This window comes from Parabacteroides sp. PF5-6 (assembly GCF_029504695.1).
Taxonomy (GTDB): Bacteria; Bacteroidota; Bacteroidia; order Bacteroidales; family Tannerellaceae; genus QVMG01.
On record NZ_JAQFIN010000011.1, the window covers coordinates 68414 to 83523 of the forward strand.

Annotated in this window: 9 protein-coding genes and 1 tRNA gene; 5 read left to right on the forward strand and 5 right to left on the reverse strand. The window is 47.7% G+C overall.

The genetic code is table 11. The features are described from left to right. Positions 1 to 13: 13 nt before the first annotated feature. The 4 genes from M2133_RS12340 (at position 14) to M2133_RS12355 (ending at position 8364) form a co-directional block, all read left to right on the forward strand. Positions 14 to 1765, forward strand: coding sequence for a RagB/SusD family nutrient uptake outer membrane protein (locus M2133_RS12340; protein ID WP_277466455.1), 1752 nt, complete (start codon positions 14 to 16; stop codon positions 1763 to 1765). Positions 1766 to 3093: 1328 nt separating this feature from the next. After that, entirely contained in the window at positions 3094 to 5016 is a 1923-nt protein-coding gene (locus M2133_RS12345; protein WP_277466456.1) for a heparinase II/III-family protein, read from the forward strand. Positions 5017 to 5023: 7 nt separating this feature from the next. Further along, complete coding sequence (locus M2133_RS12350; RefSeq protein WP_277466457.1) at positions 5024 to 6238, forward strand: glycoside hydrolase family 88 protein; 1215 nt, start codon at positions 5024 to 5026, stop codon at positions 6236 to 6238. 131 nt (positions 6239 to 6369) lie between these two features. Further along, positions 6370 to 8364 carry a hypothetical protein gene (locus M2133_RS12355; RefSeq protein ID WP_277466459.1) on the forward strand — a complete coding sequence of 665 codons (1995 nt, stop codon included), beginning with the start codon at positions 6370 to 6372 and terminating at the stop codon, positions 8362 to 8364. A 6-nt stretch (positions 8365 to 8370) separates the two neighbouring features. Here M2133_RS12355 and M2133_RS12360 read toward each other — a convergent pair whose 3' ends face one another. Next, complete coding sequence (locus tag M2133_RS12360; protein WP_277466460.1) at positions 8371 to 10386, reverse strand: HAMP domain-containing sensor histidine kinase; 2016 nt, start codon at positions 10384 to 10386, stop codon at positions 8371 to 8373. 212 nt (positions 10387 to 10598) lie between these two features. Between M2133_RS12360 and M2133_RS12365 the strand changes: the two genes are divergently transcribed. Then, positions 10599 to 11777, forward strand: coding sequence for a DUF418 domain-containing protein (locus M2133_RS12365; protein WP_277466503.1), 1179 nt, complete (start codon positions 10599 to 10601; stop codon positions 11775 to 11777). 39 nt (positions 11778 to 11816) lie between these two features. Here M2133_RS12365 and M2133_RS12370 read toward each other — a convergent pair whose 3' ends face one another. The 4 genes from M2133_RS12370 to M2133_RS12385 form a co-directional block, all read right to left on the reverse strand. Continuing rightward, the gene (locus M2133_RS12370; RefSeq protein WP_277466462.1) at positions 11817 to 12566 is read right to left on the reverse strand and encodes a LytTR family DNA-binding domain-containing protein; all 750 of its coding nucleotides are present in this window, start codon (positions 12564 to 12566) and stop codon (positions 11817 to 11819) included. Then, on the reverse strand, positions 12563 to 13261 hold the full coding sequence (locus M2133_RS12375; RefSeq protein ID WP_277466463.1) for a histidine kinase: 699 nt from the start codon (positions 13259 to 13261) through the stop codon (positions 12563 to 12565). Before M2133_RS12375 ends, M2133_RS12370 begins: the two co-directional genes overlap by 4 nt. A 390-nt stretch (positions 13262 to 13651) precedes the next feature. Beyond that, positions 13652 to 14470, reverse strand: coding sequence for a hypothetical protein (locus M2133_RS12380; RefSeq protein WP_277466464.1), 819 nt, complete (start codon positions 14468 to 14470; stop codon positions 13652 to 13654). Positions 14471 to 15018: 548 nt separating this feature from the next. Further along, a tRNA-Leu gene (locus tag M2133_RS12385) sits at positions 15019 to 15102 on the reverse strand. Positions 15103 to 15110: the final 8 nt, after the last annotated feature.

The following is a 15110-nucleotide window of genomic DNA, read 5'->3' on the forward strand; positions in this document are numbered from 1 at the left end:
AAGAGAAATGAATATGAATCGATTATTTTCAATAGTTGCAGCAATAGGCATGCTTTCGTTAGCAACAGCATGTACCGATATATTGGATACGGCGCCCTACAACAGACCGGCTTCCTCGACGATGTGGGGAACGGAAAACCTGACCGATATGGGCGTGGCCGGTATCTACTCGAACCTCAGAGGATGGGGTTATGCAGGGGATGGCGCGGGTTATGGTCTTTATGCCCTCGACCAGTGGGGTGTGACTTCTCAGCGTAGAGATAACGAACCGTTTATGAACGGTACGGCAACAACCAGCCAGGGCTTGTTCTCCAACTTCTGGAAGAAAGCTTATGAGGGAATCCACCGGGCAAACGACGCGATCAAGAACATTCCGGAAGTATCTCCGGTATCGGCCGAAAAGAAAGGCCGTCTGGTCGCTGAAGCGAAGTTCCTTCGTGCCCTGCATTATTACAAACTGAATGAATTGTTCAAAGGTGTTCCCGTGTATCTCGAACCGATCACTCCGGACGAATGTACGTTAGGACAGAGCTCGGAAAACGAAGTATGGGAACAAATCGCCAAAGACCTGACCGACTGTATCAACGAACCGAACTTCCCGAATATCGACCTTAAAGAAGGCCGTGCCACCAAAGGGGCTGCCTACGCGTTGAGAGGGAAAGTATATATGCACCAACAGAAATGGGATCAGGCAGCTGCCGACTTCGCTAAGGTAGGCGAATGTGGTTACGCTTTGTTCCAGGACGGTTACAAAGAACTGTTCACGGAAGCCAACGAGCGTTGCGAAGAGATGATCTTCAGCGTACAGCATATCGGTGATGCCGGTTTTGGCGGTAACTCACAGTTCTATTGCGGTACCCGTTCTTCTTTCGGCTCTTGCTGGAATACCTTCCTGGTGGCTCCCAGCTTCGTGGATATGTATGAATATGCCGATGGCAAAGCGTTCAACTGGGACGATATCATCCCGGGCTTTAACGCCATGGATCCCAAAGCGCGTGAGGTGTACTTCCTGCGGAATATCGAAGGTGCTTCAGCGACGGTAACGGATGCGGTACAAAAACGTCTGGATGCACTGGGCGACGCGGCTAAAGCAGTTTATCTGCCGGCAGGCAACGAAGAACGTATCAAGAAAGCATACGAGAACCGTGACCCGCGTCTGGCTGCCAGCGTGATCACGCCGTACTCTACGTATCTGGGTATCTTCGGCACGAATGAGATCCTGACCACCAGCACCTGGCCGATGGCCGATCAGGCAGGTGGCGACCTCTGGACCGACTCACGTACACAGTTCCACTACCTGCACCGTAAATTCGTTTACGAAGGCAATAACCCGATCCCGGCGCGCGACCGTTGTCCGACCGACGAACCGATGATCCGCTACGCCGACGTGCTCTTGCTGTGGGCTGAAGCATTGGTAGAGCAAGGTAAACTGACCGAAGCTGCTGAGAAAGTAAATATGGTACGTGGTCGTGCCAGCGTGGGAATGCCTCCGGTACAATACACCGGTCAGGACGACCTGCGCGAGAAAGTACGTCACGAAAGACGCATCGAGTTCGTGAACGAAGGCATCAACTTCTTCGACGAAATGCGTTGGAAGACGTTGAAAGAAACGAAGTTCAAAGCAGGTAACGGTATCACTCAGGTATGGGGCGCAGTTGTCTCTCCGTACACCTGGCAAGGCGATTACAAATACACCTGGCCGATTCCTGCCAAGGAAGTGGAAATGAATCCGAACCTGACTCCGACACCGGGTTGGATCTACTAAGTATTTGAAGCGAATAAATAAGTAGCTATAACACCAAACAAAGGCCATCCCATTGCGGGGTGGCCTTTTTGGTATCTGAACGTTGACCCTATTGGTTAACGGATTGATTATGAGATATTAATATCCCCTTCACAAACTACCGGTAGTTTGCGCACCAACTACCGGTAGTTTGGCGACAAAGTATTAGTAGTTTGCGCGCAAAGTACCGGTAGTTTACCACATAAAAGTTTTTAGTCCGGTCTTCACCTTTCACCCGGTCGCCAGATCCCTGTATTGATCAGCGTTTCGGGTGAAAGATAAAGGCATACTTAAAAAAACGTCAGACCTTCTCGGAAAAGGCTGCCGGCCTTTGGAAAAACCCTGCCGGCCTTTTGCTAAACTCCGGCGGCCTTTTCGGAAACCCTGCCGGCCTTTTCGGTAAAGGAGGCGGCTTGGGTTGATAAACGACAGATGTCAACAAATGCAAACGATAATTAGCGGTAAACCGATCATCCCGCACATAGTTTTTCATTTTTTTACTACCATCATACAGCCGGAACAGCCGACAATGTTAAACCGATCACTGATGGGGCTCTCCAACAGGTATCAAAAAGTTACTTACAGGGATTTTAGTCTTTTTGGGGCTGCCTAAAATAGCTATATGATTGATATACAGAGTAGAAAGAAAATCCTGTATGATGGTAGTAAAAAAACGAAAAACGCTGTACGGAGGGGGTTTTTGGAGGTTTCATTCTCCAATAACTCGCTTCGGATCTGCAAATCTTTTGAGATTTGAGGATTTTCCGGTGATAGCAGATGGACTATCTCAGCTCCCCTTCTTAGAAAAGAAGGGGGGGACCGCTGCTTGCAGCGGTGGGGTAGTTTGAATGCTGGAATAAAAGATAAACACCTATCTCATACAAAATTAGGATCAAACTACCCCACCATCGCCTACGGCTCTGGTCCACCCCCTTCTTTTCTAAGAAGGGGAGCCAAGATAGTTCATTTGGCATTATCCTGCACCTTCAAATTCCCTTCCATTTACCGCTCCGCGCCTACCAACTACCAACTACCCACTACCGAAGAAAATCGGAAGATTTTCTTCTATTCCCCGCCCTGCGCTTTCTATCTCCTATCTTCTCTCTTCTCTTCCCTTCCCCCTTCTCTCTTCTCCCTTCAGGGAAAACCGGGTTTTTGGGCTGTGGAGAGATGTTAAAACCTTGCTTGGGACTATTTGTGCATATAAAATAGATTATATATGCTATCTTTTTGGCTTATGTACTGTACTTTTGTTACTGTTACACGATAAATGTTATACTGTTAGATACAGACTTAGATATAAAATATTTATGAAAAAGCTCCTTCTTTTCTCTTTCTTCTGTATAGGTATGCATTTGCATGCCTATACGGAGAAAGACTTACTCCAAAAGACAACGGACATCTCTCGGTTGAAAGAGGTGTTGGTCATGCAACAACAATGGGTTCCGTATCCCGCTTATGCCGACAGAAAGGGCTGGGATGAGTTATTCGGTGATACGAAAGGTTTTTTTATACAACAAGGAGTAGACCGACTTAATTATGAATGGAAAGTCGTTAAGGCAACCGATTATTTAGAGTTTGAACGCGGAGGGAACCGTCGGGTGATGGAAGATCCCTTCGGCAGCAACAATCAGGCGATAGCCGATCTTTTCATGGCCGAACTGGCGGAAGGAAAAGGTCGGTTTATCGACCCGTTGATCAATGGTGTGTACCAGGCATGCGAGATGACTTCCTGGGCGCTCTCCGCCCATTTGGGAAGGGAGCAGATCTCAGGCCGCTCGCTTCCGGACAATAAAAAACCGGTGATCGATCTGACCTCGGGCGATCTCAGTTCTATGCTGGCCTGGGTGTATTATTATTTCAAACCGTCTTTCGATCAGGTCAATCCGGTGATTGCCGAACGGTTACGGACGGAATTGCAGGAGCGTACAATGGATGCGTTTATGCACGACGATAGCTTCTGGTGGATGGCTTTTAACTACCAACCGGGCATGATGGTGAACAACTGGAATCCCTGGTGTAACTTCAATGTGTTGCAAACTTTCTTCCTCTTGGAGAACGATCCGGACATCCTGGCGCAGGCCGTTTACCGCACGATGGTCTCTGTGGATCAGTTTATCAATTATACGCATACCGACGGGGCTTGCGAGGAAGGCCCTTCGTATTGGGGGCATGCCGCGGGCAAGATGTACGATTACCTGCAGATCTTGTACGACGGAACGGGCGGAAAGATCTCGATCTTCGATCAGCCGATGATCAAAGCGATGGGCGAGTATATCGCTTATTCTTATGTCGGGGATGGCTGGGTGGTCAATTTCGCCGATGCCTCGGCTAAAGGAGGGGGAGGTGCCGACCTGATCTTCCGGTATGGGAAAGCGGTCGATAGCCGGGTGATGAAACAGTATGCCGCCTATCAGAAACAGCTGACACGGCAACTACCCGTTTCTTCGGGGAAAGATGTGTTCCGCACTTTGCAAACCCTGCTTTACCGGGAGGAATTGGCGAACGAAACAGCCGATTATACCCCTCCGCTTTATACCTGGTATCCCGAAACGGAGTTTTGCTACCTGACCCATGCCAACGGATTTTTCTTAGCCGCTAAAGGCGGATACAACAATGAAAGCCATAATCATAACGATATCGGCACGTTTTCCCTTTACCTGAATAAGACCCCGCTCTTTATCGATGCCGGCGTGGGAACGTACACCCGGCAGACCTTCAGCTCGGAACGCTATTCGATCTGGACGATGCAGAGTGATTATCATAATGTGCCGATGATCAATGGCGTGGCACAGGCTTTTGGCGCGGCGTATAAGGCGACGGATGTCCGTTTCCAGCCGGGAAGAAAAACCTTCTCTGCCAATATCGCAACGGCTTATCCGAAAGAGGCTCACGTGAAAGAATGGATCCGTTCGTACACCTTGGAACGCAACGGGGTGAAGATTGAAGATAGCTTCTCGCTGGATCAAACAAAGGAACCCAACCAGGTGAATTTCCTGACCTGGGGGAAGGTCGAACTGACGAAGGCGGGTGAGTTCACCGTTGAAGCCGGCGGGCAGAAGGTCAAATTGATCTACGACAAAGAGGTCTTTGATCCGGTCGTTGAAACGATCACACTGGATGATGCCCGGTTGTCGAATGTGTGGGGCGAGGCAGTTTACCGTGTTTCATTATATGCCAAGCAGATGAAACGCAAAGGGAAATACTCATTTCTGATACAAACAACAAAATAACAATGATATGATGAAGTCTACTACAGCTCTTGTACTCTCCCTCTTATTTTTCGCCTGTGCGGAAAAGAAAGAGACGGATACCGATTTTATCCGGGAAAACGTGGCTTTCGCCTGCGATCAGATAGGGCGTGAAATTGATGTGATCGAAAAGAATAGTGAGAAGTTCTTAAACCCAACCACTTTGAAGGCCGATGGCTCGGTGTTCTATTGTGGATATGCGGATTGGCGGAGCGGATTCTTTCCCGGATCCATCTGGTATCTGTATGAGTTGACCGGCGATGAGGCTTATCGTCCGCTGGCCGAAAAATATTGTGCGGCCATTGAGGAAGCGAAGAACCTGACCTGGCACCATGATGTGGGTTTTATGATCGGATGCAGTTTCGGCAACGGACTGCGGTTGACGGGCAATCCGCAGTATAAAGAAGTGGTGGTTCAGGCCGCCCGGTCGTTATCGACCCGTTTCCGTCCGGAAGCCGGTATTATCCAATCGTGGGATGTCGACCGGGGCTGGATGTCGCAGCGCGGCTGGGAGTGTCCGGTGATTATCGATAATATGATGAACCTGGAACTGATGTTCGAAGCGACAAAAATCACCGACGATCCATCGTTCCGCGAGATTGCGCTCGCCCATGCCGACCGTACATTGACCGAGCAATTCCGCGCGGACGGAAGCTGCTACCATGTGATCGACTACAGCCTGGAAGACGGCTCGGTGCGCAACCGCCATACGGCACAAGGCTATGCCCATGAATCGGCATGGAGCCGCGGACAAGCCTGGGCGATCTACGGTTATACGATCTGCTACCGGGAGACCGGCGAACAGAAATACCTCGATCAGGCTTTGAAGACGTTCCGTTTCATGCGCGATCATAAAGATATGCCGGACGACCTGATCCCGTATTGGGATATGGATGCGCCCGATATCCCGAATGCGTTGCGTGATGTTTCTTCGGCTTCTTGTATCGCTTCCGCTTTGTATGAGATCAGCACCCTGGATCTTCCGGAGGCCGACACCTATAAAACGTATGCCGACCAGATCATGCGCAGCCTGGCTTCGCCCGCCTACCGCGCCGAACCGGGCACGAACGGCAACTTCCTGTTGATGCACAGCGTCGGCAGCATACCGCACGACGCCGAAGTCGATAAACCCCTGAACTACGCCGATTATTATTTCCTCGAAGCGTTGAAACGGAAAAAAGATATCGAAGAGGCTATCCTATAAACGGTAGTTTCTCGAAGAAAGGGCACTTCTGGAAAAGAGAAGTGCCCTTTTTTTTCGAATGAGTGGTAACTTTTCAATGGATCGCTGAAAAAATACTTTATATTTGTGTGTATCACTCAAACGATTATCCTATGCTACACTTCCGTTTTTACGTTTTATTATATTGCCTGTTTTGCCTGACCGGGGCAACGAAAGCTTTTGCTTCACCCAACGACTCCATTCCATTATTGTTTCATCAGCAACAACAATTGTATCCGCAGGAGAAACTCTATCTGCATACGGACCGGGCGCAGTATCTGCCGGGCGAGAATGTCTGGTTTCGGGCCTATCTGGTCGATGCTGCCACGCATGAACCGGTACCTTATAGCCGTTATGTGTATGCAGAATTACTCGATCAAACGGATACACCTATATCCCGGGTGATGCTCGAGGCCGACCGGGAGTGTTATCAGGGTTATCTGCCGATCCCGGGAGCTCTTTCTGCCGGCGAATACAGCTTGCGCGCCTATACCCGATATATGGAGAATACAGGACCGGACTATTTCTTTCGGAAGAGTCTACGGATCGGGACCGGCGCGGCAGGGGAGAGTACGGTAGCGAACGATGAATTCCAGGTCTCTTTCTTCCCTGAAGGCGGCAACTTGCCGGTGGGAGCCGCTACGACAATTGCTTTCCGGGCGGAACAGGCAGAACCGATCCGCGGCCGCGTAGTGGATGAAGCCGGGCAGGAGGTGACGGTATTCAATTCCGTGCATGCCGGTATGGGTACGTTTCAGTTGCATGCCGAAGCGGGGAAAACGTATTATGCCGAGTGCACCGGTTCGCAGGGACAGACGCGTCGCTTTGCGTTGCCTGAGGCTAAAGCCGATGCGGTGGCTCTGCAACTGCGTTCGGTCCGGAATAACTACGTCGTCTCTTTATTGACGGGAAAAGGGGCGGCACCGGCAGCGGACTATACCCTGTTGATCCATTGCCGGGGTACGGTATATTATGCGGATCGTTGGGGTCCGGCCAAGCCGTATCTCTCTTTCGATAAAACATTTTTCCCTTCGGGAGTTGTGCAGGTGTTGCTTCTGAACGCGGAGGGGCAGTCGGTTAGTGAGCGTCTTGTCTATAATATGGCAGGCAATGACCGGACACAAAGTTCCATTGTGACCGATAAAATAGTCTACGACAAGGGCGAGAAGGTCGGGCTTTCCATCTACGTTTCCGATCTCGAAGGGAATCCGTTGCGTGGGACATTCTCCCTGTCGGTGACCGATCGGGCGGATGCACCACCGGAACCGGCCGTGACGATACTTTCTTCTTTGTTGTTGACATCCGAATTGAAAGACCCCGTCGAAGGTGCCGCCTGGTATTTCGATCAGCCGACTGCGGACAAATTGCATATATTGGATTGCCTGATGCTGACGCAAGGGTGGCAGCGCTATGCGGTGGATCGTGTATTGGCGCAAGACTTTGAGATTCCGGAGATCGCATACGAGCAGGAGATGCCTTCGCCGGAAGAGGAAGCTTTTCATATCCTGCTGGACGATGTGACGGTCGAAGAGAAAGCAAAACCGCGGAATATACGTTCTCCTTTTGTCGTCGGACGGCCGGATGCCCGATTGACCCTCGAAGATATTGAAAAGCGCAACCCCCATTCCATCAAGGACCTCTTGCGCGGCATCCCCGGCTTCCGCATCACGAGAGGAGTGCCTTATCATCGCGGTACCATGGTGAAGATCCTGGTCGACGGCATGGATATTCTTTCCGGTGCGGGCGCCGATAGTGATCTGGAAGATTTCCTGTTTGTCGAAGATGTGCTTCAGGTGGATTTGGTTGTAAGGCTTTCGGCTGTTATGGACACCGAGAAGTTACTGGTGATCACCACCAAATCGGCGATGAACTATCTTGAGAAAATGCCTGCACCCGGAATGGAGGAGACGGAAGAGGTGCAAACGGTAGCTCTTCCGGAAAGGCGGGCCACACTGCTTTGGCTGCCGGTAGTTTCACTCTCGCTGGATGGTGAGGCGGAAATTAGCTTCAACACACCCGACACCACAACTTCCTACGACGTGGTGATCGAAGGCATAACGGACGAAGGAGAGATTATTCGCGGGCAGGCAGTGATAACGGTTCAGTGACCGGAACTATACTTTGCGCTCGAGGGGAAGGGTGAAATAGAACGTAGAGCCCTCGCCGTAGACAGAAGTGACGCCGATACAACCGCCCATCTGTGTGATCAATCCTTTACAGATTGCCAGTCCGAGGCCTACACCTTTGGTACCGTTCTCTAATTGAACGAAGCGGTCGAAGATCTTATCGACCTGCTCGGGCGGAATGCCTTCGCCGGTATCTTCGACATAGAAATAGAGCGTCTGCGCATCTTGTCGCTCAAAACCAAAGCGAATATGGCCTTGTTGCGTATGTTTGATCGCGTTGGTCAATAGGTTGGTGATGACCTGTACGAGGCGGTTACGGTCGGTTTCGATGGTGATCGCTTCACAAGGATCGAGGATAAACTCAAGGGTCTCCGGTACGCGAAGGGAAATACTGTTATACAATTCTTTCATGATCTGGCAGGTTTCGTACTGCTTATAGATCAATGACATGGAGTTCGACTCGATCTTGGAGATATCCAGTACATCGCCGATCAGGCGTTGCAAGAGTTCGTTATTGCTTTCGATGATCTGCGCGAATTCCTGTTTGTTCTCGGGATCGACCTCTTCGATGATCAGTTGGGAGAAGCCGACAATCGCATTCAACGGCGTACGGATCTCATGGTTCATATTGGCCAGGAAGGCAGACTTCATCCGGTCGGCGTTCTCCGCTTTCTCTTTGGCTTCGCGCAAGGCCTGCTTGCTGCGCTGGATCGAACGCATGACAAAGGTCAGTCCGCACAATGCCAACAGCAACAACACACAGCCGCCAAATAACAACGTGGCCTGGCTGCGGGTCTTCTCCGCTTCGATCTCCATCTCTTTCTTTTCCAGTTCCAATCGATCCATCTCGTAGCGGGCACGTACGTCGGCAATCTTCTCCTGGAAATTCGACTGGTTGATGGAGTCTTTCAATTGGATCAGTTCGTCCTGCACACGCGACAAATCTTCAAACTTGTTTTGTTTGATGTAGACCCGCCTTTTGTTCGAAAGCATCACCTTGATGTTCTCCAAGTTCCGGCTCTTGCGCACCAACTGTTCGATCTCTCCGAGGTGTAGCAAGGCTTCGTCGTATTTTTCCAACTCAAAATAATAGCTGAAATAGAGATTATGGATGGCCATCAGGCGCTCTTCCCGGAAGCTTTGGGGCACCGGGATACTATCCAACTGCTTCAGGCGTTCGTAGGCTTCGTCGAATCTTTTAGCAGTTATCAACAACTCGGCATGAGTGGAATAGACTGCGAATTCATACATCTGCACGGAGTTTTTATCCTCTTCGCTGTTATTCGGCTGTTCCTTGAATACGTTTATCTGCTCATCGGCTTCCAACAGATACTTCTCTCTTTTCTTGTTGTCCGTCATGTAATGGAAGAGCTGATTGAGTATGCTGATACGCTCGGCAAGCGGTGAGTCGCGTTTGATTTTCCGGTCCAACACATCCAGATAGACCTTCTCCGCTTCATCCACCATCCCGTTGGTGTAGTAGAAATAGGCCATATTCAGGTCGGCCAGCTCCAGTCCTTTGGCGTAGTTTACCTGCTGGCTGTATGTTTTCAGGGCGTTAGCCGATTTGTCTAATTCTTCATTCTTGCCTTCCCACACCAGCGAATAATTATATAAGGCCCAGATATCGATATAACCTACATACTCTTTATTCTCTTCCACGATCGGTTTCAAGCGGTTGATAACCCTCTTCAGGCTGTCGGGATACACCGGATAGTAATGCCGGCCGAGCATGGTCAGGGCATTACCCAGATGATGTTTGTTGTTCATCCGTGTGGCTTCTTCTTCGTAAAAGCGGAGGAATTCCCGGTAGTTCTCATCCTGTGTATGCTTCTTGCAGTAGTCTTCTAGAAAAGGCAAACGCTCCTCCGCAGGAACTGTTTGCAAGTCCTGATGTAATTCGTACAGCTGCTTGTCTGAGTCGATAGAGTAACTTTTTGCAGATAGTGTAAGCAGCAGAATGACCAAATAGAGTTTAATCAACTCCGGTACAATCTTACCCATTTATATTCTCTTGTCAATATGGCAACACACAAAAACGCTGCAAGATATGAAAATTATGGGATATTATAACTTTTTATTCTATATTTGTAGAAGATAGGATGCGCCTCAGCATAACTCAAGCAAGCTTGGTTCTGCATTCGGTTTTCACTATCTTTGACGCGACAAATAACTCTACATTCATGATTCAAACAAACTGCTGCCCTGAAGGGGCAATGGCTGGTGCCGGTTCCGTATCAGCTAATAGTCATCGTATCGAGATCGCGGACGTCTTGCGTGGCTTCGCCGTAATGGGGATTACCCTTATTCATTTTATCGAACGTTTCAGTCTCTATAGTTTCCCGGAAGAGACCAATCGTTTCCTGTTGTTTACCGACCGGGCGATCTGGGACAGTATCTTTTTCGCTTTCTCGGGTAAGGCGTATTGTATTTTTGCTTTGCTGTTCGGTTTCAGTTTTTTTATTCAGGACAACGGGCAAAGAGAGAAAGGGAAAGACTTCCGCGGGCGGTTTGCCTGGCGCCTGGTCTTGCTTTTCTTTATTGCTTGTATCAATTCGACTTTGTTCCCCGGTGAGATATTGGTGCTCTATGCATTGGTGGGTTATGTATTGATTGCTGTCTGCCGCCTTTCTACCCGCACGGTGGCGATCCTTGCGGTTATTCTCCTGTTGCAACCGCTGGAGTGGATGCAGCTTATCTATGCGCTATTTCGCCCGGAATATGTGATCAATGCCGGGCTTGATGTGCCATATTGGGATTTGGTCAATATCGCGCAGAAAGAAGGCTCTTTCCTCGAGATGTGTAAGACGGCTATCTGGACGGGTAATGTGGCCAATATGGGCTGGATGCTGTTGCATGGACGGATCACGCAAACGGCCGCTTTGTTTATGGTCGGTATGCTGATCGGACGTAGCCGGACATTTCTTCCTTCCGATGAGAATATGAAGCTGTGGGTCAAGGTATTCCTGATCTCTACCCTCGCTTTCTTCCCGATTTATGGCTTGACGGCAATGCTTCCCGAGTTCATTAGCCGCGAGGCGTTGCTCGTGCCTTCCACGCTTATACTAAAATCCCTTTCCAACCTGGCCTTCACCGGCATCTTGTTTGCCGGGGTTATCCTATTGTATTACCTGACCAGGCTCAAAGGCATACTCCACTCATTGGCCCCGTACGGCCGCATGAGTCTGACGAACTACCTGTCGCAGTCTTTATTCGGCGCCTTCCTGTTCTACAACTGGGGGTTGGGACTTTACCGATACACCGGCATCACCGCCTGTTTCCTGATCGGCATCGCCGTCTTCCTCCTGCAATTCCTCTTCTGCCGCTGGTGGCTTCGCACGCACCGCCAGGGCCCATTGGAATGGCTATGGAAAAAGGCGACTTGGGTGGCATAGGTGTTTTCGGGTTTGAAAATATGGCGATTTCCAAGTGGGTTATCGATCCATCCATTCTTTAAAGGCCGTGACGCGTTCACGGCTGACTAAGATGTCTTCCTCCACCCAATTGTCAAGTTTTAATTTCAGGCGGTTTGATGAATAGATGATGATATCGCGAATCGCATAGAAATTCACAATAAAATTGCGATTAACCCTGAAAAAGAGTTTCGGGTCAACCATTTGTTCTATTTTATCTAAGGAGTAGTCGATCGGATAATTCTTTCCCTTATCTGTCTCGACAAAAGTGTTTCTCTCCAGGATATAAAAACGATGGATAGAAGAGGTTGGTATCGATCGGTAGTGTTCGCCAACCTTAATCAGAAACCGTTCTTTTGTCGCCGGTTGTAACTGGCGGATAATATGCTCCAATTGGGTATAATCCATCTTCTGCCTGTGGTACGTATTGAATTTATGGATTGCTTTTTTCAAATCATCAGAAGCAATCGGCTTCAAAAGGTAATCCACACTATTCACCTTAAAAGCCTTCAATGTATACTCATCATAAGCGGTTGTAAAGATGATAGGAGCTTTTATCTCACAGGTTTCAAATAATTCAAAACTGATACCGTCTTCCAACTGAATATCCATGAAAATCAGTTCCGGAGCCGGATGAGTAGTAAACCAGTTCGTTGCTTGTTCAACCGATTTCAATACATCGACAACCTCAATGCCTTTATCTATTTCTTCCAAAAGACGGATAATCTTCTGTGCTGCCGGACGTTCGTCTTCTATTATCAATACTTTCATATTTGAGACCGGATAATGGGTAGTTTAACAATAAACAGATTATTCTTCATCTCTATAGTCATCTCTTTCCCTATAATAAGATTCAGTCGCTCTTTCAGATTGGCCAGCCCCGTTCCGTGAGAAGCGTTTAAGGTATTTCTTTTTTGGATATTATTGGAAACCACAACATACCCATCGTTTTCCTGAATATGAATATGTAGAGGATTTTCTTCCGAGGCCGAGTTATGTTTAAGCGCATTCTCGATCAATATCTGTAAAGAAATGGGGATGGTCTTGTATCTTTCCGGGTGCGGGAAATCGATTTCCAGTCGGATCTTTTCTCCATCGCGTTCTTTCTGTAGTTCAAAATAACGATTAATAAAGCGGAATTCTTCATGCAACGAGATCAGGTCTGTCTCTTCATTATCCAGGATATACCGGTAAATGGCGGCTAACATCTGTATATAATGGTCTGCATTTTTAGCGTCTACATATACAATTTCAGAGAGTGTGTTCAAACTATTGAAAAGGAAATGGGGATTAATCTGTGCTTTGAGGTTTTTGTACTTATATTTCAATGCCTCCGCCGAAGATTGTTGCTCCCGCTCAACTGCCTGCTGCCAAACGGTAAAGAAAAAAACAATCGTAGACAAAAAGATCCCGGCTAAGACGGATATAATTACTCCGGGTAACTCCTGTTGGAGGATGTGTTTCATGAAACCGCTTGTGTCCTTGTCGTTTATCCGGTATATTAAATAAAGCGTCGGACAGAAAAGCGACAAGGCGGAAAACGTTGTAACAGAAACAAAAAGAAGATATGATGGCATTAATTGCTTTTTCAATTGGGCTGCCGACTTATTCGAATTATAAACCATCACCCTATGAAAGACAAAAACAGTAATGGAGGCAATAAGTCCACAGCATATTGAGAATAACAGGTTTTCCACGTTAAATAGCGGTTGCGAGCGTATCCATCCCAACAGAAAAGGAAATATTATAGCAAACAATATACTCGCGCCATAACCGATGTAGAATATTTTCTTTCTCATATCTATACAAATCTACAACTTTTTGTCATTCCTGTCCGCCATATATTCAAGAAGAGACTATTTAATCTTGTTGATAGTCAATGTCCGTTGCATTTCAAACAGCGCTGCGTGAGGATAAACCTCGCCTACGAAGTCCTCTACCATTTCTATATGTTCTATTTGTTTGGAATTTAACGATATCCACAATTCGCCGTAATACAAATTGCGACCTTGCATAGCTATCTTTCCTTCCCAATAATTTGTCATCTGGTTGCGTAATGATTCGAATTTTACTACAGCGCAAACTTCGTTATTATGTAATGTTATTCCTGCCCAAATACATTTCAGGTATGAAAATGAAAAGGTATATACTCCTTCAATTGAAGTTTCTTTATTCTCCATCTCCGGTGGGAAATATTCTTTTTGAAATTCAAGACTGTCTAACATAAACCAGCCGAATTCAAACCAGGGAACATCCGACGTCATCATCCTTGCCCATTCTATCTTTTCTGTTGGAATGCCGGAATAGAAATCTTCCTGAAAGATCTTATTGGCAGCACCAATGATATGACTCCTCCCGTTTAATTCACTCCAATCAACAGTCTGCTCCGGTTCCTGCAAGATGTTGTCAATCTTCGACCAACGAACATTATCCCATACAATCGAGTCGTTATCATACATCCACCAGGTAGATTTTAATATTTCTCCATCATACACCTTGTTTTCTATTGGGTGCAACGTTTGCCTTTTTATCACAACATCATATTCCTGTTTTTCAGGAACCATGCGTATTATATCTTTCAACTGGAGATCAAAATACTTGTTCAGCCGATTATCCTGCGCGATAATACAGGAAGCCATAAAGAAAAATACGAAACCAACGATTAGCTTTTTCATTTGTCTTATTTTTTTAGTTCTATTGAAACTATTTCCCGACAAAGAAAGCCAGCCCATACGCGTGTTGCCAATAATTGTTGCAGAACCGTTGATTTGGATAGATGAATGGAGTGATAAACACGCTGGACCGGTAGTGTCTTCCATTCATTTCAGCGCAGAAATACAATGATGGCATAACCCCTTTTTCAAACGACCAGTAGTTTGCGCACAAACTACTAATATTTTGTCGACAAACTACCGGTATTTTGTGAACAAACTACCGGTAGTTTCTGAAGGGGATGTTGAGGCCTGGTTTTCAGTAGGTTATAAAGAAGATATTCTCTATTGCTCCGGAGGCGTTAGCTTCTAAATTGAAACCCGCCAACCCCCCCTTTTCCAAAACATCGCACTTTGCTCGACAAAACATTGCACTTTGGTGAACAAAACATTGCGCTTTTTTCGACGAAAGTGCGATGTTTAAGTCCTTGATTTAATCTATCAGCAAACCAACGAATTACGAGGGTATAAAAAAGAAAACGGAGAAAGCATTTCTACTTTCTCCGCTTCAGTACCCAGAGCCGGGATCGAACCGGCATGGAAATGAATCCACTGGTGTTTGAGACCAGCGCGTCTACCAATTCCGCCATCTGGGCATGTGCAA